This window comes from Enterobacter sp. CRENT-193 (assembly GCF_002787395.1).
In the GTDB taxonomy this organism is placed as follows: domain Bacteria; phylum Pseudomonadota; class Gammaproteobacteria; order Enterobacterales; family Enterobacteriaceae; genus Enterobacter; species Enterobacter hormaechei_C.
Genome location: NZ_CP024812.1, coordinates 1,253,548 through 1,269,763 on the forward strand (window position 1 = coordinate 1,253,548; position 16,216 = coordinate 1,269,763).

A 16,216-nucleotide genomic window follows, 5' to 3' on the forward strand; every position below is an offset into this window, starting at 1 on the left:
TATAGTAAGGAATATAGCCGTGTCTAAAGAAAAATTTGAACGTACAAAACCGCACGTCAACGTTGGTACTATCGGCCACGTTGACCATGGTAAAACTACCCTGACTGCTGCAATCACTACCGTACTGGCTAAAACCTACGGCGGTGCTGCTCGTGCTTTCGATCAGATCGATAACGCACCAGAAGAAAAAGCTCGTGGTATCACCATCAACACCTCTCACGTTGAGTATGACACCCCGACTCGCCACTACGCACACGTAGACTGCCCAGGCCACGCCGACTATGTTAAAAACATGATCACCGGTGCTGCGCAGATGGACGGCGCGATCCTGGTTGTTGCTGCGACTGACGGCCCTATGCCTCAGACTCGTGAGCACATCCTGCTGGGTCGTCAGGTAGGCGTTCCTTACATCATCGTGTTCCTGAACAAGTGCGACATGGTTGATGACGAAGAGCTGCTGGAACTGGTAGAGATGGAAGTTCGTGAACTGCTGTCTCAGTACGATTTCCCAGGCGACGACACTCCAATCGTTCGTGGTTCCGCGCTGAAAGCGCTGGAAGGCGAAGCAGAGTGGGAAGAGAAAATCATCGAACTGGCTGGCTACCTGGATTCTTACATCCCAGAACCAGAGCGTGCGATTGACAAGCCATTCCTGCTGCCAATCGAAGACGTATTCTCCATCTCCGGTCGTGGTACCGTTGTTACCGGTCGTGTAGAGCGCGGTATCATCAAAGTTGGTGAAGAAGTTGAAATCGTTGGTATCAAAGAGACTGCGAAGTCTACCTGTACTGGCGTTGAAATGTTCCGCAAACTGCTGGACGAAGGCCGTGCTGGTGAGAACGTTGGTGTTCTGCTGCGTGGTATCAAACGTGAAGAAATCGAACGTGGTCAGGTTCTGGCGAAGCCAGGCTCAATCAAGCCACACACCAAGTTCGAATCTGAAGTGTACATTCTGTCCAAAGACGAAGGCGGCCGTCATACTCCGTTCTTCAAAGGCTACCGTCCACAGTTCTACTTCCGTACAACTGACGTGACCGGTACCATCGAACTGCCAGAAGGCGTAGAGATGGTAATGCCAGGCGACAACATCAAGATGGTTGTGACTCTGATCCACCCAATCGCGATGGACGACGGTCTGCGTTTCGCAATCCGTGAAGGCGGCCGTACCGTTGGCGCGGGCGTTGTTGCTAAAGTTCTGGGCTAATTAATTATCCCTGAAATAAAAAGGACGCTTCGGCGTCCTTTTTTGTTTTCTACCGTAAAGTCGCTGTCATAAAAATTCGCATTTTTTGTTTTCTCCCGCCACGTATTCCGGCGCCTGTGCTATTGTAATCATAACCATTCTCACTTACACTTTGCGCATATTTTGAACGGGAGTCTTTATGTACGTTTGTTTATGTAATGGTGTAAGCGACAAAAAAATTCGTCAGGCCGTTCGCCAGTTTCAACCACAATCTTTCCAGCAGCTTCGCAAGTTTGTTCCGGTGGGAAATCAATGCGGTAAATGCGTTCGCGCAGCGCGTGAGATCATGCAGGACGAACTGATGCAGATCCCGGAATTCAAAGAGATCGCGTAAGCCTCTATCTTTTTTTTGACATCCCCGTAGCCCGATCTACGCTTCAATGAGTGGAAGCGGAGGGACTATATAATGAAAGGTGATGTTAAAATCATAAGTTATCTCAATAAATTATTGGGAAATGAGCTTGTCGCAATCAATCAGTATTTTCTCCATGCAAGAATGTTCAAAAACTGGGGACTGACTCGCCTCAACGATGTTGAATACCATGAGTCCATTGATGAAATGAAACACGCCGATAAATACATTGAGCGTATTTTATTCCTCGAAGGCATTCCTAACCTACAGGATCTCGGAAAACTGGGCATCGGAGAAGATGTCGAAGAGATGCTGCGTTCTGATCTCCGGCTGGAGCTGGAGGGTGCAAAAGACCTGCGTGAAGCCATTGCCTATGCGGACAGCGTACATGACTACGTCAGCCGCGATATGATGATCCAGATCCTGGCCGATGAAGAAGGGCACATCGACTGGCTTGAAACCGAACTGGATCTCATTAGCAAAATTGGCCTACAGAACTACCTTCAGTCTCAGATCAAAGTGGAAAGTTAATCAGGCTTTCCCAGCCAACGCATAAACCCGCTGCCGCCAGAAATGGCCCAAAAGGCAGTGGGTTTTTTAATGCCTGCTTATCAGGAGTAAACAACGAGAAAGCAACCAGATACAGCAGAGCCATTAACGCGGCTACGAGTGCCAGTACTGGCAGTACACACCAGCCATGCCATGCCCCCAGCGCCGCCAGATATTTTATGTCGCCATATCCCATACCTTCACGTCGGCAGATGAGCCGATATCCCCAATAGATAACGGCGAATCCGGCGTATCCTGCCATCGCACCCACCACCGCGCTCGGCAAAAAATCAGGATGGAGGCAGAGCTGGTAAAGCAGGCCGGTCCATAGCAGCGGGCAAAGAAATTTATCGGGAAGAAGCCCCGTGCGAATATCGGTGCGAACAAGCAAGGCCGATAAAGCAAAATAGATCAGCAGAAAGGGGAGGGACAGTAGCATAGCGAAAGCCTCAAAACGGTTTGAGCGCATACTCGTAATAATCTACATGTCCGGCAATGTGCAAAAACAGCAATTGCGTAGCGGCTTCAGACAAAGAGTTGAGAAGGGATACTTTGCATAAAAAAATGCGAGGCCTTACGCAGAGTACGTCTTTAGCGCTTAATTTCTAAACGGCACTTGCGTCTTCCCCAGATTTACGTATAATGCTCGGGCTTGTCGTAATTGACGGCGGGTTCAATCTGAACCAGAGTAGCTCACTTTGTTACTCAACAATGCTCCCAATTGGGGAGCTACGTAAGAACGGTTACACTCTCCCATCAATCGTAATGGGTTTGAGGAGTAATCATTTTCGTTTATAAAATAATTGGAGCTCTGGTCTCATGCAGAACCAAAGAATCCGTATCCGCCTTAAAGCGTTTGATCATCGTCTGATCGATCAATCAACCGCGGAAATCGTCGAGACTGCTAAGCGCACTGGTGCGCAAGTCCGTGGTCCGATCCCGCTGCCGACCCGCAAAGAGCGCTTTACCGTTCTGATCTCTCCGCACGTTAACAAAGATGCGCGTGATCAGTACGAAATCCGCACTCACAAGCGTCTGGTTGACATCGTTGAGCCAACTGAGAAAACCGTTGATGCTCTGATGCGTCTGGATCTGGCTGCCGGTGTAGACGTGCAGATCAGCCTGGGTTAATCAGGTCATCGAGCGATTGAGAGGTTGAAACAATGATTGGTTTAGTCGGTAAAAAAGTGGGTATGACCCGCATCTTCACTGAAGATGGCGTTTCTATCCCAGTAACCGTAATCGAAGTTGAAGCAAACCGCGTTACTCAGGTTAAAGATCTGGCTAACGATGGCTACCGCGCTATTCAGGTTACCACTGGTGCTAAAAAAGCTAACCGTGTAACCAAACCAGAAGCGGGTCACTTCGCTAAAGCTGGCGTTGAAGCTGGCCGTGGTCTGTGGGAATTCCGTCTTGCTGAAGGCGAAGAGTTCACCGTAGGTCAGGACATTAGCGTTGAGCTGTTTGCTGACGTTAAAAAAGTTGACGTAACCGGTACCTCTAAAGGTAAAGGTTTTGCTGGTACCGTTAAGCGCTGGAACTTCCGTACCCAGGACGCTACTCACGGTAACTCCTTGTCTCACCGCGTTCCGGGTTCTATCGGTCAGAACCAGACTCCGGGCAAAGTGTTCAAAGGCAAGAAAATGGCAGGTCAGCTGGGCAACGAACGTGTAACCGTTCAGAGCCTGGACGTAGTACGTGTTGACGCTGAGCGCAACCTGCTGCTGGTTAAAGGTGCGGTCCCGGGTGCAACCGGTAGCGACCTGATCGTTAAACCAGCTGTGAAGGCGTAAGGGGATAGCAATGGAATTAGTATTGAAAGACGCGCAGAGCGCGCTGACTGTTTCCGAAACTACCTTCGGTCGTGATTTCAACGAAGCGCTGGTTCACCAGGTTGTTGTTGCTTATGCAGCTGGTGCTCGTCAGGGTACTCGTGCTCAGAAGACTCGTGCTGAAGTAACTGGTTCAGGCAAAAAGCCATGGCGCCAGAAAGGTACCGGCCGTGCGCGTTCAGGTTCTATCAAGAGCCCGATCTGGCGTTCAGGTGGCGTGACCTTCGCTGCGCGTCCACAGGACCACAGTCAAAAAGTTAACAAAAAGATGTACCGCGGCGCGCTGAAAAGCATTCTGTCCGAACTGGTACGTCAGGATCGTCTGATCGTTGTCGAGAAGTTCTCTGTTGAAGCGCCTAAAACTAAGCTGCTGGCACAGAAACTGAAAGACATGGCTCTGGAAGATGTGCTGATCATCACCGGTGAGCTGGACGAGAACCTGTTCCTGGCCGCGCGTAACCTGCACAAGGTTGACGTACGCGACGCGACTGGTATCGACCCGGTTAGCCTGATCGCCTTCGACAAAGTCGTAATGACTGCTGATGCTGTTAAGCAAGTTGAGGAGATGCTGGCATGATTCGTGAAGAACGTCTGCTGAAGGTGCTGCGCGCACCGCACGTTTCTGAAAAAGCGTCTACTGCGATGGAAAAAACAAACACCATCGTTCTCAAAGTTGCTAAAGACGCGACCAAAGCAGAGATCAAAGCTGCTGTGCAGAAACTGTTTGAAGTCGAAGTCGAAGTCGTTAACACCCTGGTAGTTAAAGGGAAAGTTAAACGTCACGGACAGCGTATCGGTCGTCGTAGCGACTGGAAAAAAGCTTACGTCACCCTGAAAGAAGGCCAGAACCTGGACTTCGTTGGCGGCGCTGAGTAAGTCGGAGGAGTAATACAATGGCAGTTGTTAAATGTAAACCGACATCTCCGGGTCGTCGCCACGTAGTTAAAGTGGTTAACCCTGAGCTGCACAAGGGCAAACCTTTTGCTCCGTTGCTGGAAAAAAACAGCAAATCCGGTGGTCGTAACAACAATGGCCGTATCACCACTCGTCACATCGGTGGTGGCCACAAGCAGGCTTATCGTATTGTTGACTTCAAACGCAACAAAGACGGTATCCCAGCAGTTGTTGAGCGTCTTGAGTACGATCCGAACCGTTCCGCGAACATCGCGCTGGTTCTGTACAAAGATGGCGAACGCCGTTACATCCTGGCCCCTAAAGGCCTGAAAGCTGGCGACCAGATTCAGTCTGGCGTTGATGCTGCAATCAAAGCAGGCAACACCCTGCCGATGCGCAATATCCCGGTTGGTTCTACCGTTCATAACGTAGAAATGAAACCAGGTAAAGGCGGTCAGCTGGCGCGTTCCGCGGGTACTTACGTTCAGATCGTTGCGCGTGACGGTGCTTATGTCACCCTGCGTCTGCGTTCTGGTGAAATGCGTAAAGTCGAAGCAGACTGCCGCGCTACTCTGGGCGAAGTTGGCAATGCTGAGCATATGCTGCGCGTTCTGGGTAAAGCTGGTGCTGCACGCTGGCGTGGTGTTCGTCCTACCGTTCGCGGTACTGCGATGAACCCAGTCGACCACCCACATGGTGGTGGTGAAGGTCGTAACTTTGGTAAGCACCCGGTAACTCCGTGGGGCGTTCAGACCAAAGGTAAGAAGACCCGCAGCAACAAGCGTACTGATAAATTTATCGTACGTCGCCGTAGCAAATAATTTTAGAGGATAAGCCATGCCACGTTCTCTCAAGAAAGGTCCTTTTATTGACCTGCACTTGCTGAAGAAGGTAGAGAAAGCGGTGGAAAGCGGAGACAAGAAGCCCCTGCGCACTTGGTCCCGTCGTTCAACGATCTTTCCTAACATGATCGGTTTGACCATCGCTGTCCATAATGGTCGTCAGCACGTTCCAGTCTTTGTTACCGACGAAATGGTTGGTCACAAACTGGGTGAATTCGCACCGACTCGTACTTATCGCGGCCACGCTGCTGATAAAAAAGCGAAGAAGAAATAAGGTAGGAGGAAGAGATGGAAACTTTAGCTCAACATCGCCATGCTCGTTCTTCTGCACAGAAGGTTCGCCTTGTTGCTGACCTGATTCGCGGTAAGAAAGTGTCGCAGGCCCTGGACATCCTGACCTATACCAACAAGAAAGCTGCGGTATTGGTCAAGAAAGTACTGGAATCTGCCATTGCTAACGCTGAACACAACGATGGCGCTGACATCGACGATCTGAAAGTCGCGAAAATTTTCGTAGATGAAGGCCCAAGCATGAAGCGCATTATGCCGCGTGCGAAAGGTCGTGCAGATCGCATCCTGAAGCGCACCAGCCACATTACTGTGGTTGTGTCCGATCGCTGAGACTCTGGAGACTAGCAATGGGTCAGAAAGTACATCCTAATGGTATTCGCCTGGGTATTGTAAAACCATGGAACTCTACCTGGTTTGCGAACACCAAAGAATTCGCTGACAACCTGGACAGCGATTTTAAAGTACGTCAGTACCTGACTAAGGAACTGGCTAAAGCGTCTGTATCTCGTATCGTTATCGAGCGTCCAGCTAAGAGCATCCGTGTGACTATTCACACTGCTCGCCCTGGCATCGTTATCGGTAAGAAAGGCGAAGACGTAGAAAAACTGCGCAAGGTCGTAGCGGATATCGCTGGCGTTCCTGCACAGATCAATATCGCTGAAGTTCGTAAGCCTGAACTGGACGCTAAATTGGTTGCTGACAGCATCACTTCTCAGCTGGAACGTCGTGTTATGTTCCGTCGTGCTATGAAGCGTGCTGTACAGAACGCAATGCGTCTGGGCGCTAAAGGTATCAAAGTTGAAGTTAGCGGCCGTCTGGGCGGCGCGGAAATCGCACGTACCGAATGGTACCGCGAAGGTCGCGTACCGCTGCACACTCTGCGTGCTGACATCGACTACAACACCTCTGAAGCGCACACCACTTACGGTGTAATCGGCGTTAAGGTATGGATCTTCAAAGGTGAGATCCTGGGTGGTATGGCTGCTGTTGAACAACCGGAAAAACCGGCTGCTCAACCTAAAAAGCAGCAGCGTAAAGGCCGTAAATAAGGAGCGTCGCTGATGTTACAACCAAAGCGTACAAAATTCCGTAAAGTGCACAAAGGCCGCAACCGTGGTCTGGCGCAGGGTACGGATGTTAGCTTCGGCACTTTCGGTCTGAAAGCTGTTGGCCGTGGTCGTCTGACTGCACGTCAGATCGAAGCAGCACGTCGTGCAATGACCCGTGCAGTTAAGCGTCAAGGTAAGATCTGGATCCGTGTATTCCCGGACAAACCGATCACCGAGAAGCCACTGGAAGTTCGTATGGGTAAAGGTAAAGGTAACGTGGAGTACTGGGTTGCCTTGATCCAACCGGGCAAAGTCCTTTATGAAATGGACGGTGTTCCGGAAGAGCTGGCCCGTGAAGCCTTCGGCCTGGCAGCAGCGAAACTGCCTATCAAAACCACCTTTGTAACTAAGACGGTGATGTAATGAAAGCAAAAGAGCTGCGTGAAAAAAGCGTTGAAGAGCTGAACGCTGAGCTGCTGAACCTGCTGCGTGAGCAGTTCAACCTGCGTATGCAGGCTGCAAGTGGCCAGCTGCAACAGACTCACCTGCTGAAGCAAGTGCGTCGCAATGTTGCGCGCGTTAAGACTTTACTGACTCAGAAGGCGGGTGCGTAATGACCGATAAAATCCGTACTCTGCAAGGTCGTGTTGTTAGCGATAAAATGGAGAAATCCATTGTTGTAGCTATCGAACGTTTTGTGAAACACCCGATCTACGGTAAATTCATCAAGCGTACGACCAAACTGCACGTACATGACGAGAACAACGAATGTGGTATCGGCGACAAGGTTGAAATCCGTGAATGCCGTCCACTGTCCAAGACTAAGTCCTGGACGCTGGTTCGCGTTGTAGAGAAAGCGGTTCTGTAATAGAGTACGCATTCTCAATACGAATAAACGGCTCAGCGATGAGCCGTTTATTTTTTCTACCCATATTGCAGAAGCGGTGTTATAATGCCGCGCCCTCGATATGGGGCTTTTTAACGGCTCTGATTTTAGAGTCTCAGGTAGTAGTTGACATTAGCGGAGCACTAAAATGATCCAAGAACAGACTATGCTGAACGTCGCCGACAACTCCGGTGCACGTCGCGTAATGTGTATCAAGGTTCTGGGTGGCTCGCACCGTCGCTACGCAGGCGTAGGCGACATCATCAAGATCACCATCAAGGAAGCAATTCCACGTGGTAAGGTCAAAAAAGGTGATGTGCTGAAGGCGGTAGTGGTGCGCACCAAGAAGGGTGTTCGTCGCCCTGACGGTTCTGTCATTCGCTTCGATGGTAATGCATGCGTTATTTTAAACAATAACAGCGAGCAGCCTATCGGCACGCGTATCTTTGGGCCGGTAACTCGTGAACTTCGTACTGAGAAGTTCATGAAAATTATCTCTCTGGCACCAGAAGTACTCTAAGGAGCGAATCATGGCAGCGAAAATCCGTCGTGATGACGAAGTTATCGTGTTAACCGGTAAAGATAAAGGTAAACGCGGTAAAGTAAAAAATGTTCTGTCTTCCGGCAAACTCGTCGTTGAAGGTATCAACCTGGTTAAGAAACATCAGAAGCCGGTTCCGGCCCTGAACCAACCAGGCGGCATCGTTGAAAAAGAAGCTGCTATTCAGGTTTCTAACGTTGCAATCTTCAATGCGGCTACCGGTAAGGCTGACCGTGTAGGCTTTAGATTCGAAGACGGTAAAAAAGTCCGTTTCTTCAAGTCTAACAGCGAAACTATCAAGTAATTTGGAGTAGTACGATGGCGAAACTGCATGATTACTACAAAGACGAAGTAGTTAACAAACTCATGACTGAGTTTAACTACAATTCTGTCATGCAAGTCCCTCGGGTCGAGAAGATCACCCTGAACATGGGTGTTGGTGAAGCGATCGCTGACAAGAAACTGCTGGATAACGCAGCAGCTGACCTGACAGCAATCTCCGGTCAAAAACCGCTGATCACCAAAGCACGCAAATCTGTTGCAGGCTTCAAAATCCGTCAGGGCTATCCGATCGGCTGTAAAGTAACTCTGCGTGGCGAACGCATGTGGGAGTTCCTTGAGCGCCTGATCACTATTGCTGTTCCACGTATCCGTGACTTCCGTGGCTTGTCCGCTAAGTCTTTCGACGGTCGTGGTAACTACAGCATGGGTGTCCGTGAGCAGATCATCTTCCCAGAAATCGACTACGATAAAGTCGACCGCGTGCGTGGTTTGGATATTACCATTACCACTACTGCGAAATCTGATGAAGAAGGCCGTGCTCTGCTGGCTGCCTTTGACTTCCCGTTCCGCAAGTAAGGTAGGGTTACTGAATGGCTAAGCAATCAATGAAAGCACGCGAAGTAAAGCGCGTAGCTTTAGCTGATAAATTCTTCGCTAAACGCGCTGAACTGAAAGCGATCATTTCTGATGTGAACGCTTCCGACGAAGATCGTTGGAATGCGGTTCTCAAGCTGCAGTCTCTGCCGCGTGATTCCAGCCCGTCTCGTCAGCGTAACCGCTGTCGTCAAACAGGTCGTCCACATGGTTATGTGGGCAAGTTTGGGTTGAGCCGTATCAAACTGCGTGAAGCCGCCATGCGCGGTGAAGTACCAGGCTTGAAAAAGGCTAGCTGGTAATTACCAATTGAATCACGGGAGTAAAGACAGATGAGCATGCAAGATCCGATCGCGGATATGCTGACCCGTATCCGTAACGGTCAGGCCGCGAACAAAGTTGCGGTCACCATGCCTTCCGCCAAGCTGAAAGTGGCAATTGCCAACGTGCTGAAGGAAGAAGGTTTTATCGAAGATTTTAAAGTTGAAGGCGACACCAAGCCGGAACTGGAACTTACTCTCAAGTATTTCCAGGGTAAAGCTGTTGTAGAAAGCATTCAGCGTGTCAGCCGCCCAGGCCTGCGCATCTATAAGAAAAAAGATGAGCTGCCAAAAGTAATGGCTGGTCTTGGTATCGCAGTTGTTTCTACCTCTAAAGGTGTTATGACTGATCGTGCAGCGCGCCAGGCTGGTCTTGGTGGCGAAATTATCTGCTACGTAGCCTAATCGGAGGAAAGAATGTCTCGTGTTGCTAAAGCACCGGTCGTTATTCCTGCCGGCGTTGATGTAAAAATCGACGGTCAGGTTATTACGATCAAAGGTAAAAACGGCGAGCTGACTCGTACCCTCAACAAAGCTGTTGAAGTTAAACATGCAGATAACGCTCTGACCTTCGGTCCACGTGATGGTTTCGTGGATGGATGGGCTCAGGCTGGTACCGCGCGTGCCCTGCTGAACTCAATGGTTGTTGGTGTTACCGAAGGCTTCACTAAAAAGCTTCAGCTGGTTGGTGTAGGTTATCGTGCAGCTATCAAAGGGAATGCAGTAGGCCTGTCTCTGGGCTTCTCACACCCTGTTGAGCATCCGCTGCCGGCCGGTATCACTGCAGAATGCCCGACTCAGACTGAAATCGTGCTGAAAGGCGCTGATAAACAGCTGATCGGTCAGGTTGCAGCAGATCTGCGCGCCTACCGTCGTCCTGAGCCTTATAAAGGCAAGGGTGTTCGTTACGCCGACGAAGTCGTGCGTACCAAAGAGGCTAAGAAGAAGTAAGGTAACACTATGGATAAGAAATCTGCTCGTATCCGTCGTGCGACCCGCGCACGCCGCAAGCTCAAAGAGCTGGGTGCAACTCGCCTGGTGGTACATCGTACCCCGCGTCATATTTACGCACAGGTAATTGCACCGAACGGTTCTGAAGTTCTGGTAGCTGCTTCTACTGTAGAAAAAGCTATCTCAGAACAATTGAAGTATACCGGTAACAAAGACGCCGCAGCAGCTGTAGGTAAAGCTGTCGCTGAACGCGCTCTGGAAAAAGGCATCAGCAATGTTTCCTTTGACCGTTCCGGGTTCCAATATCATGGTCGTGTCCAGGCACTGGCAGATGCTGCCCGTGAAGCTGGCCTTCAGTTCTAAGGTAGAGGTGTAAGATGGCTCACATCGAAAAACAGGCTGGCGAACTGCAGGAAAAGCTGATCGCGGTAAACCGCGTATCTAAAACCGTTAAAGGTGGTCGTATTTTCTCCTTCACAGCTCTGACTGTAGTGGGTGATGGCAACGGTCGCGTTGGTTTTGGTTACGGTAAAGCGCGTGAAGTTCCAGCAGCGATCCAGAAAGCGATGGAAAAAGCCCGTCGCAATATGATTAACGTCGCGCTGAACAACGGTACCCTGCAACACCCAGTTAAAGGTGTTCACACGGGTTCTCGTGTATTCATGCAGCCAGCTTCCGAAGGTACCGGTATCATCGCCGGTGGTGCAATGCGCGCCGTTCTGGAAGTTGCTGGAGTTCATAACGTTCTGGCTAAAGCATATGGTTCCACCAACCCGATCAACGTGGTTCGTGCAACTATTGATGGCCTGGAAAATATGAATTCTCCAGAAATGGTCGCTGCCAAGCGTGGTAAATCCGTTGAAGAAATTCTGGGGTAATTGACCATGGCAAAGACTATTAAAATCACTCAAACCCGCAGTGCAATCGGTCGTCTGCCGAAACACAAGGCAACGCTGCTTGGCCTGGGTCTGCGTCGTATTGGTCATACCGTTGAGCGCGAGGATACTCCTGCTGTTCGTGGTATGGTCAACGCGGTTTACTTCATGGTTAAAGTTGAGGAGTAAGAGATGCGTTTAAATACTCTGTCTCCGGCCGAAGGCTCTAAAAAGGCGGGTAAACGCCTGGGTCGTGGTATCGGTTCTGGCCTCGGCAAAACCGGTGGTCGTGGTCACAAAGGTCAGAACTCTCGTTCTGGCGGTGGCGTACGTCGCGGTTTCGAGGGTGGCCAGATGCCACTGTACCGTCGTCTGCCGAAGTTCGGCTTCACCTCTCGCAAAGCAGCGATCACAGCGGAAATCCGTCTGTCTGACCTGGCGAAAGTTGAAGGCGGCGTTGTAGACCTGAACACGCTGAAAGCGGCTAACATTATCGGTATCCAGATCGAGTTCGCGAAAGTGATCCTGGCTGGTGAAGTTTCTACTCCGGTAACTGTTCGTGGCCTGCGTGTTACTAAAGGTGCTCGTGCTGCTATCGAAGCTGCTGGCGGTAAAATTGAGGAATAAGTAGCAGATGGCTAAGCAACCGGGATTAGATTTTCAAAGTGCCAAAGGTGGATTTGGCGAGCTGAAACGCAGACTGCTGTTTGTAATCGGCGCGCTGATTGTGTTCCGTATTGGCTCTTTTATTCCGATCCCTGGTATTGATGCCGCTGTACTTGCCAAACTGCTTGAGCAACAGCGAGGCACCATCATTGAAATGTTCAACATGTTCTCTGGTGGTGCTCTCAGCCGTGCTTCTATTTTCGCACTGGGTATTATGCCGTACATTTCGGCATCAATTATTATCCAGCTGCTGACGGTCGTTCATCCGGCCCTGGCAGAGTTGAAGAAAGAAGGGGAGTCTGGACGTCGTAAGATTAGCCAGTACACCCGTTACGGCACTCTGGTGCTGGCAATATTCCAGTCGATCGGTATTGCTACCGGTCTTCCGAATATGCCTGGTATGCAGGGCCTGGTATTAAACCCAGGCTTTGCATTCTATTTCACCGCTGTTGTAAGTCTGGTCACAGGGACCATGTTCCTGATGTGGCTCGGCGAACAGATTACTGAACGAGGTATCGGTAACGGTATCTCAATCATTATCTTCGCCGGTATCGTTGCGGGTCTCCCGCCGGCCATCGCCCATACTATCGAGCAAGCGCGTCAAGGCGACCTGCACTTCCTCCTGTTGCTGTTGGTTGCAGTATTAGTATTTGCAGTGACGTTCTTTGTTGTCTTCGTTGAACGTGGTCAACGCCGCATTGTGGTGAACTACGCTAAACGTCAGCAGGGTCGTCGTGTCTATGCTGCACAGAGCACACATTTACCGCTGAAAGTGAATATGGCGGGGGTTATCCCGGCTATCTTCGCTTCCAGTATTATTCTGTTCCCGGCAACCATCGCGTCATGGTTCGGGGGCGGTACTGGTTGGAACTGGCTGACAACAATTTCGCTGTATTTGCAGCCTGGGCAACCACTTTATGTGTTACTCTATGCGTCTGCGATCATCTTCTTCTGTTTCTTCTACACGGCGTTGGTCTTCAACCCGCGTGAAACAGCAGATAACCTGAAGAAGTCCGGTGCATTTGTACCAGGAATTCGTCCGGGAGAGCAAACGGCGAAGTATATCGATAAAGTAATGACTCGTCTGACTTTGGTTGGTGCGCTTTATATTACTTTTATCTGCCTGATCCCGGAGTTCATGCGTGATGCAATGAAAGTACCGTTCTACTTCGGTGGGACCTCACTGCTTATCGTTGTTGTCGTGATTATGGACTTTATGGCTCAAGTGCAAACTCTGATGATGTCCAGTCAGTATGAGTCTGCATTGAAGAAGGCGAACCTGAAAGGCTACGGCCGCTAACTGGTCGCCTGAGAAGTTACGGAGAGTAAAAATGAAAGTTCGTGCTTCCGTCAAGAAATTATGCCGTAACTGCAAAATCGTTAAGCGTGATGGTGTCATCCGTGTGATTTGCAGTGCCGAGCCGAAGCATAAACAGCGCCAAGGCTGATTATTTCGCATATTTTTCTTGCAAAGTTGGGTTGAGCTGGCTAGATTAGCCAGCCAATCTTTTGTATGTCTGTACGTTTCCATTTGAGTATCCTGAAAACGGGCTTTTCAGCATGGTGCGTACATATTAAATAGTAGGAGTGCATAGTGGCCCGTATAGCAGGCATTAACATTCCTGATCAGAAACATGCTGTGATCGCATTAACTTCGATCTACGGCGTCGGCAAGACCCGTTCTAAAGCCATTCTGGCTGCAGCGGGTATCGCTGAAGATGTTAAGATCAGTGAGCTGTCTGAAGAACAAATCGACACGCTGCGTGACGAAGTTGCCAAATTTGTCGTTGAAGGTGATCTGCGCCGTGAAATCAGCATGAGCATCAAGCGCCTGATGGATCTTGGTTGCTATCGCGGTTTGCGTCATCGTCGTGGTCTGCCAGTACGCGGTCAGCGTACTAAGACCAACGCACGTACCCGTAAGGGTCCGCGCAAACCGATCAAGAAATAATCGGGGTGATTGAATAATGGCAAAGGCACCAGTTCGTGCACGTAAACGTGTAAGAAAACAAGTCTCTGACGGCGTGGCTCATATCCATGCTTCTTTCAACAACACCATCGTTACTATTACTGATCGTCAGGGTAACGCATTGGGTTGGGCAACAGCCGGTGGTTCCGGTTTCCGTGGTTCTCGCAAATCCACTCCGTTCGCAGCTCAGGTTGCAGCAGAGCGTTGCGCTGAAGCCGTAAAAGAATACGGCATCAAGAATCTGGAAGTTATGGTTAAAGGTCCGGGTCCGGGTCGTGAATCTACTGTTCGCGCTCTGAACGCCGCTGGTTTCCGCATCACGAATATTACTGATGTGACTCCGATCCCTCATAACGGTTGTCGTCCGCCGAAAAAACGTCGCGTATAACGCTCGTTTTTTAGGTTAGTTGGAGATAGAAAATGGCAAGATATTTGGGTCCTAAGCTCAAGCTGAGCCGTCGTGAGGGCACCGACTTATTCCTTAAGTCTGGCGTTCGCGCGATCGATACCAAGTGTAAAATTGAACAAGCTCCTGGCCAGCACGGTGCGCGTAAACCGCGTCTGTCTGACTATGGTGTGCAGTTGCGTGAAAAGCAAAAAGTTCGCCGTATCTACGGTGTGCTGGAGCGTCAGTTCCGTAACTACTATAAAGAAGCAGCACGTCTGAAAGGCAACACAGGTGAAAACCTGCTGGCTCTGCTGGAAGGTCGTCTGGACAACGTTGTATACCGTATGGGCTTCGGCGCGACTCGTGCTGAATCACGCCAGCTGGTTAGCCATAAAGCAATCATGGTAAACGGTCGTGTTGTTAACATCGCTTCTTATCAGGTTAAAGCGAATGACGTTGTTAGCATTCGTGAGAAAGCGAAAAAGCAATCTCGCGTGAAAGCCGCTCTGGAGCTGGCTGAGCAGCGTGAAAAGCCAACCTGGCTGGAAGTTGATGCTGGCAAGATGGAAGGTACGTTCAAGCGTCAGCCGGAACGTTCTGATCTGTCTGCGGACATTAACGAACACCTGATCGTCGAGCTTTACTCCAAGTAAAGCTTAGTACCAAAGAGAGGACACAATGCAGGGTTCTGTGACAGAGTTTCTAAAACCGCGCCTGGTAGATATCGAGCAAGTGAGTTCGACGCACGCCAAGGTGACCCTTGAGCCTTTAGAGCGTGGCTTTGGCCATACTCTGGGTAACGCACTGCGCCGTATTCTGCTCTCATCGATGCCGGGTTGCGCGGTGACCGAGGTTGAGATTGATGGTGTACTTCATGAGTACAGCACCAAAGAAGGCGTTCAGGAAGATATCCTTGAAATCCTGCTCAACCTGAAAGGGCTGGCGGTGAGAGTTCAGGGTAAAGATGAAGTTATTCTTACTCTGAATAAATCTGGCATTGGCCCTGTGACTGCAGCCGACATCACCCACGACGGTGATGTTGAAATCGTCAAGCCGCAGCACGTGATCTGCCACCTGACCGATGAGAACGCAGCTATTAGCATGCGTATCAAAGTTCAGCGCGGTCGTGGTTATGTGCCGGCTTCTGCCCGAATTCATTCGGAAGAAGATGAGCGCCCAATCGGCCGTCTGCTGGTCGACGCATGCTACAGCCCTGTAGAGCGTATTGCCTACAATGTTGAAGCAGCGCGTGTAGAACAGCGTACCGACCTGGACAAGCTGGTCATCGAAATGGAAACCAATGGCACAATCGATCCTGAAGAGGCGATTCGTCGTGCGGCAACCATCCTGGCAGAACAACTGGAAGCTTTCGTTGACTTACGTGATGTACGTCAGCCGGAAGTGAAAGAAGAGAAACCAGAATTCGATCCGATCCTGCTGCGCCCTGTTGACGATCTGGAATTGACTGTCCGCTCTGCTAACTGCCTCAAGGCAGAAGCTATCCACTATATCGGTGATCTGGTACAGCGTACCGAGGTTGAGTTGCTGAAAACGCCGAACCTGGGTAAAAAATCTCTTACCGAGATTAAAGACGTGCTGGCTTCACGTGGTCTGTCTCTGGGCATGCGCCTGGAAAACTGGCCACCGGCAAGCATTGCTGACGAGTAACCGGATCACAGGTTAAGGTTTTAC

31 protein-coding genes are annotated in these 16,216 nt (G+C 50.3%); 30 read left to right on the plus strand and 1 reads right to left on the minus strand.

The genetic code is table 11. The features are described from left to right. Nucleotides 1-19: 19 nt before the first annotated feature. The 3 genes from tuf (at nucleotide 20) to bfr (ending at nucleotide 2,126) form a co-directional block, all read left to right on the plus strand. Nucleotides 20-1,204 (plus strand): elongation factor Tu, encoded by a 1,185-nt coding sequence (gene tuf / locus CU081_RS06105; RefSeq protein ID WP_022651945.1) that lies wholly within the window; start codon nucleotides 20-22, stop codon nucleotides 1,202-1,204. 178 nt (nucleotides 1,205-1,382) lie between these two features. Next, complete coding sequence (bfd, locus tag CU081_RS06110; RefSeq protein ID WP_003863268.1) at nucleotides 1,383-1,577, plus strand: bacterioferritin-associated ferredoxin; 195 nt, start codon at nucleotides 1,383-1,385, stop codon at nucleotides 1,575-1,577. 72 nt (nucleotides 1,578-1,649) lie between these two features. Further along, the gene (gene bfr, locus CU081_RS06115) at nucleotides 1,650-2,126 is read left to right on the plus strand and encodes a bacterioferritin (RefSeq protein ID WP_003863270.1); all 477 of its coding nucleotides are present in this window, start codon (nucleotides 1,650-1,652) and stop codon (nucleotides 2,124-2,126) included. Here the strand turns inward: bfr and CU081_RS06120 are convergent. Further along, entirely contained in the window at nucleotides 2,110-2,583 is a 474-nt protein-coding gene (locus tag CU081_RS06120; RefSeq protein WP_003863271.1) for a prepilin peptidase, read from the minus strand. The genes bfr and CU081_RS06120 overlap by 17 nt on opposite strands. Nucleotides 2,584-2,963: 380 nt before the next feature. On the opposite strand from CU081_RS06120, the gene rpsJ reads away from it, so the two are divergent. The 27 genes from rpsJ to CU081_RS06255 all read left to right on the plus strand — a co-directional run bounded on the left by rpsJ (nucleotide 2,964) and on the right by CU081_RS06255 (nucleotide 16,192). After that, a complete protein-coding gene (rpsJ, locus tag CU081_RS06125; protein ID WP_001181005.1) occupies nucleotides 2,964-3,275 on the plus strand; it encodes a 30S ribosomal protein S10 in 312 nt (103 codons plus the stop codon). A 32-nt stretch (nucleotides 3,276-3,307) separates the two neighbouring features. Further along, nucleotides 3,308-3,937 (plus strand): 50S ribosomal protein L3, encoded by a 630-nt coding sequence (gene rplC / locus CU081_RS06130; protein ID WP_003863274.1) that lies wholly within the window; start codon nucleotides 3,308-3,310, stop codon nucleotides 3,935-3,937. Between the two features lie 10 nt (nucleotides 3,938-3,947). Beyond that, entirely contained in the window at nucleotides 3,948-4,553 is a 606-nt protein-coding gene (gene rplD / locus CU081_RS06135; protein ID WP_000424395.1) for a 50S ribosomal protein L4, read from the plus strand. Further along, complete coding sequence (gene rplW, locus CU081_RS06140) at nucleotides 4,550-4,852, plus strand: 50S ribosomal protein L23 (RefSeq protein WP_000617546.1); 303 nt, start codon at nucleotides 4,550-4,552, stop codon at nucleotides 4,850-4,852. The genes rplD and rplW overlap by 4 nt, the downstream gene beginning before the upstream one ends. A gap of 17 nt (nucleotides 4,853-4,869) precedes the next feature. Then, a complete protein-coding gene (rplB, locus tag CU081_RS06145) occupies nucleotides 4,870-5,691 on the plus strand; it encodes a 50S ribosomal protein L2 (RefSeq protein WP_000301859.1) in 822 nt (273 codons plus the stop codon). Nucleotides 5,692-5,707: 16 nt separating this feature from the next. Continuing rightward, nucleotides 5,708-5,986, plus strand: a complete 279-nt coding sequence (gene rpsS / locus CU081_RS06150; protein WP_001138117.1) for a 30S ribosomal protein S19 — start codon at nucleotides 5,708-5,710, stop codon at nucleotides 5,984-5,986. A 14-nt stretch (nucleotides 5,987-6,000) separates the two neighbouring features. After that, a complete protein-coding gene (gene rplV, locus CU081_RS06155; RefSeq protein WP_002919773.1) occupies nucleotides 6,001-6,333 on the plus strand; it encodes a 50S ribosomal protein L22 in 333 nt (110 codons plus the stop codon). 17 nt (nucleotides 6,334-6,350) lie between these two features. Then, nucleotides 6,351-7,052, plus strand: coding sequence for a 30S ribosomal protein S3 (gene rpsC, locus CU081_RS06160; RefSeq protein WP_000529945.1), 702 nt, complete (start codon nucleotides 6,351-6,353; stop codon nucleotides 7,050-7,052). Between the two features lie 12 nt (nucleotides 7,053-7,064). Continuing rightward, entirely contained in the window at nucleotides 7,065-7,475 is a 411-nt protein-coding gene (gene rplP, locus CU081_RS06165; protein WP_002919759.1) for a 50S ribosomal protein L16, read from the plus strand. Next, a complete protein-coding gene (gene rpmC, locus CU081_RS06170; protein ID WP_003863282.1) occupies nucleotides 7,475-7,666 on the plus strand; it encodes a 50S ribosomal protein L29 in 192 nt (63 codons plus the stop codon). Before rplP ends, rpmC begins: the two co-directional genes overlap by 1 nt. After that, nucleotides 7,666-7,920, plus strand: a complete 255-nt coding sequence (gene rpsQ, locus CU081_RS06175; protein WP_002438707.1) for a 30S ribosomal protein S17 — start codon at nucleotides 7,666-7,668, stop codon at nucleotides 7,918-7,920. Before rpmC ends, rpsQ begins: the two co-directional genes overlap by 1 nt. Before the next feature lie 166 nt (nucleotides 7,921-8,086). Next, entirely contained in the window at nucleotides 8,087-8,458 is a 372-nt protein-coding gene (gene rplN / locus CU081_RS06180; protein ID WP_002919748.1) for a 50S ribosomal protein L14, read from the plus strand. A gap of 10 nt (nucleotides 8,459-8,468) precedes the next feature. Continuing rightward, the gene (rplX, locus tag CU081_RS06185; RefSeq protein WP_003863287.1) at nucleotides 8,469-8,783 is read left to right on the plus strand and encodes a 50S ribosomal protein L24; all 315 of its coding nucleotides are present in this window, start codon (nucleotides 8,469-8,471) and stop codon (nucleotides 8,781-8,783) included. A 14-nt stretch (nucleotides 8,784-8,797) separates the two neighbouring features. Then, complete coding sequence (rplE, locus tag CU081_RS06190; RefSeq protein WP_003863290.1) at nucleotides 8,798-9,337, plus strand: 50S ribosomal protein L5; 540 nt, start codon at nucleotides 8,798-8,800, stop codon at nucleotides 9,335-9,337. Nucleotides 9,338-9,351: 14 nt separating this feature from the next. Continuing rightward, nucleotides 9,352-9,657 carry a 30S ribosomal protein S14 gene (rpsN, locus tag CU081_RS06195; RefSeq protein ID WP_003863291.1) on the plus strand — a complete coding sequence of 102 codons (306 nt, stop codon included), beginning with the start codon at nucleotides 9,352-9,354 and terminating at the stop codon, nucleotides 9,655-9,657. A 30-nt stretch (nucleotides 9,658-9,687) separates the two neighbouring features. Beyond that, nucleotides 9,688-10,080, plus strand: coding sequence for a 30S ribosomal protein S8 (gene rpsH / locus CU081_RS06200; protein ID WP_006178918.1), 393 nt, complete (start codon nucleotides 9,688-9,690; stop codon nucleotides 10,078-10,080). Between the two features lie 12 nt (nucleotides 10,081-10,092). Next, nucleotides 10,093-10,626 (plus strand): 50S ribosomal protein L6, encoded by a 534-nt coding sequence (rplF, locus tag CU081_RS06205; protein WP_003863296.1) that lies wholly within the window; start codon nucleotides 10,093-10,095, stop codon nucleotides 10,624-10,626. Between the two features lie 9 nt (nucleotides 10,627-10,635). Continuing rightward, nucleotides 10,636-10,989 (plus strand): 50S ribosomal protein L18, encoded by a 354-nt coding sequence (rplR, locus tag CU081_RS06210; RefSeq protein WP_003863297.1) that lies wholly within the window; start codon nucleotides 10,636-10,638, stop codon nucleotides 10,987-10,989. Nucleotides 10,990-11,003: 14 nt separating this feature from the next. Then, the gene (gene rpsE / locus CU081_RS06215) at nucleotides 11,004-11,504 is read left to right on the plus strand and encodes a 30S ribosomal protein S5 (RefSeq protein ID WP_003863299.1); all 501 of its coding nucleotides are present in this window, start codon (nucleotides 11,004-11,006) and stop codon (nucleotides 11,502-11,504) included. Between the two features lie 6 nt (nucleotides 11,505-11,510). After that, complete coding sequence (gene rpmD / locus CU081_RS06220; protein WP_003863301.1) at nucleotides 11,511-11,690, plus strand: 50S ribosomal protein L30; 180 nt, start codon at nucleotides 11,511-11,513, stop codon at nucleotides 11,688-11,690. A gap of 3 nt (nucleotides 11,691-11,693) precedes the next feature. Continuing rightward, nucleotides 11,694-12,128: a 50S ribosomal protein L15 gene (gene rplO, locus CU081_RS06225; protein ID WP_003863304.1), complete on the plus strand. Its 435-nt coding sequence runs from the start codon at nucleotides 11,694-11,696 to the stop codon at nucleotides 12,126-12,128. A 7-nt stretch (nucleotides 12,129-12,135) separates the two neighbouring features. Continuing rightward, nucleotides 12,136-13,467: a preprotein translocase subunit SecY gene (gene secY / locus CU081_RS06230; protein WP_003863305.1), complete on the plus strand. Its 1,332-nt coding sequence runs from the start codon at nucleotides 12,136-12,138 to the stop codon at nucleotides 13,465-13,467. A gap of 31 nt (nucleotides 13,468-13,498) precedes the next feature. Next, nucleotides 13,499-13,615: a 50S ribosomal protein L36 gene (gene rpmJ / locus CU081_RS06235; RefSeq protein ID WP_000868187.1), complete on the plus strand. Its 117-nt coding sequence runs from the start codon at nucleotides 13,499-13,501 to the stop codon at nucleotides 13,613-13,615. A 146-nt stretch (nucleotides 13,616-13,761) separates the two neighbouring features. Then, nucleotides 13,762-14,118, plus strand: coding sequence for a 30S ribosomal protein S13 (gene rpsM / locus CU081_RS06240; protein ID WP_003863308.1), 357 nt, complete (start codon nucleotides 13,762-13,764; stop codon nucleotides 14,116-14,118). 16 nt (nucleotides 14,119-14,134) lie between these two features. Next, entirely contained in the window at nucleotides 14,135-14,524 is a 390-nt protein-coding gene (rpsK, locus tag CU081_RS06245) for a 30S ribosomal protein S11 (RefSeq protein WP_003863312.1), read from the plus strand. A 32-nt stretch (nucleotides 14,525-14,556) separates the two neighbouring features. After that, nucleotides 14,557-15,177 carry a 30S ribosomal protein S4 gene (gene rpsD, locus CU081_RS06250; protein ID WP_003863314.1) on the plus strand — a complete coding sequence of 207 codons (621 nt, stop codon included), beginning with the start codon at nucleotides 14,557-14,559 and terminating at the stop codon, nucleotides 15,175-15,177. Nucleotides 15,178-15,202: 25 nt separating this feature from the next. Beyond that, nucleotides 15,203-16,192 (plus strand): DNA-directed RNA polymerase subunit alpha, encoded by a 990-nt coding sequence (locus CU081_RS06255; protein WP_002919219.1) that lies wholly within the window; start codon nucleotides 15,203-15,205, stop codon nucleotides 16,190-16,192. Nucleotides 16,193-16,216: the final 24 nt, after the last annotated feature.

Bases quoted from the DNA above. Each gene is read 5' to 3' on its own strand.
- bfd (WP_003863268.1), top strand. From the start codon at position 1,383: ATGTACGTTTGTTTATGTAATGGTGTAAGCGACAAAAAAATTCGTCAG.
- bfr (WP_003863270.1), top strand. From the start codon at position 1,650: ATGAAAGGTGATGTTAAAATCATAAGTTATCTCAATAAATTATTGGGA.
- CU081_RS06120 (WP_003863271.1), bottom strand. From the start codon at position 2,583: ATGCTACTGTCCCTCCCCTTTCTGCTGATCTATTTTGCTTTATCGGCC.
- rpsJ (WP_001181005.1), top strand. From the start codon at position 2,964: ATGCAGAACCAAAGAATCCGTATCCGCCTTAAAGCGTTTGATCATCGT.
- rplC (WP_003863274.1), top strand. From the start codon at position 3,308: ATGATTGGTTTAGTCGGTAAAAAAGTGGGTATGACCCGCATCTTCACT.
- rplD (WP_000424395.1), top strand. From the start codon at position 3,948: ATGGAATTAGTATTGAAAGACGCGCAGAGCGCGCTGACTGTTTCCGAA.
- rplW (WP_000617546.1), top strand. From the start codon at position 4,550: ATGATTCGTGAAGAACGTCTGCTGAAGGTGCTGCGCGCACCGCACGTT.
- rplB (WP_000301859.1), top strand. From the start codon at position 4,870: ATGGCAGTTGTTAAATGTAAACCGACATCTCCGGGTCGTCGCCACGTA.
- rpsS (WP_001138117.1), top strand. From the start codon at position 5,708: ATGCCACGTTCTCTCAAGAAAGGTCCTTTTATTGACCTGCACTTGCTG.
- rplV (WP_002919773.1), top strand. From the start codon at position 6,001: ATGGAAACTTTAGCTCAACATCGCCATGCTCGTTCTTCTGCACAGAAG.
- rpsC (WP_000529945.1), top strand. From the start codon at position 6,351: ATGGGTCAGAAAGTACATCCTAATGGTATTCGCCTGGGTATTGTAAAA.
- rplP (WP_002919759.1), top strand. From the start codon at position 7,065: ATGTTACAACCAAAGCGTACAAAATTCCGTAAAGTGCACAAAGGCCGC.
- rpmC (WP_003863282.1), top strand. From the start codon at position 7,475: ATGAAAGCAAAAGAGCTGCGTGAAAAAAGCGTTGAAGAGCTGAACGCT.
- rpsQ (WP_002438707.1), top strand. From the start codon at position 7,666: ATGACCGATAAAATCCGTACTCTGCAAGGTCGTGTTGTTAGCGATAAA.
- rplN (WP_002919748.1), top strand. From the start codon at position 8,087: ATGATCCAAGAACAGACTATGCTGAACGTCGCCGACAACTCCGGTGCA.
- rplX (WP_003863287.1), top strand. From the start codon at position 8,469: ATGGCAGCGAAAATCCGTCGTGATGACGAAGTTATCGTGTTAACCGGT.
- rplE (WP_003863290.1), top strand. From the start codon at position 8,798: ATGGCGAAACTGCATGATTACTACAAAGACGAAGTAGTTAACAAACTC.
- rpsN (WP_003863291.1), top strand. From the start codon at position 9,352: ATGGCTAAGCAATCAATGAAAGCACGCGAAGTAAAGCGCGTAGCTTTA.
- rpsH (WP_006178918.1), top strand. From the start codon at position 9,688: ATGAGCATGCAAGATCCGATCGCGGATATGCTGACCCGTATCCGTAAC.
- rplF (WP_003863296.1), top strand. From the start codon at position 10,093: ATGTCTCGTGTTGCTAAAGCACCGGTCGTTATTCCTGCCGGCGTTGAT.
- rplR (WP_003863297.1), top strand. From the start codon at position 10,636: ATGGATAAGAAATCTGCTCGTATCCGTCGTGCGACCCGCGCACGCCGC.
- rpsE (WP_003863299.1), top strand. From the start codon at position 11,004: ATGGCTCACATCGAAAAACAGGCTGGCGAACTGCAGGAAAAGCTGATC.
- rpmD (WP_003863301.1), top strand. From the start codon at position 11,511: ATGGCAAAGACTATTAAAATCACTCAAACCCGCAGTGCAATCGGTCGT.
- rplO (WP_003863304.1), top strand. From the start codon at position 11,694: ATGCGTTTAAATACTCTGTCTCCGGCCGAAGGCTCTAAAAAGGCGGGT.
- secY (WP_003863305.1), top strand. From the start codon at position 12,136: ATGGCTAAGCAACCGGGATTAGATTTTCAAAGTGCCAAAGGTGGATTT.
- rpmJ (WP_000868187.1), top strand. From the start codon at position 13,499: ATGAAAGTTCGTGCTTCCGTCAAGAAATTATGCCGTAACTGCAAAATC.
- rpsK (WP_003863312.1), top strand. From the start codon at position 14,135: ATGGCAAAGGCACCAGTTCGTGCACGTAAACGTGTAAGAAAACAAGTC.
- rpsD (WP_003863314.1), top strand. From the start codon at position 14,557: ATGGCAAGATATTTGGGTCCTAAGCTCAAGCTGAGCCGTCGTGAGGGC.
- CU081_RS06255 (WP_002919219.1), top strand. From the start codon at position 15,203: ATGCAGGGTTCTGTGACAGAGTTTCTAAAACCGCGCCTGGTAGATATC.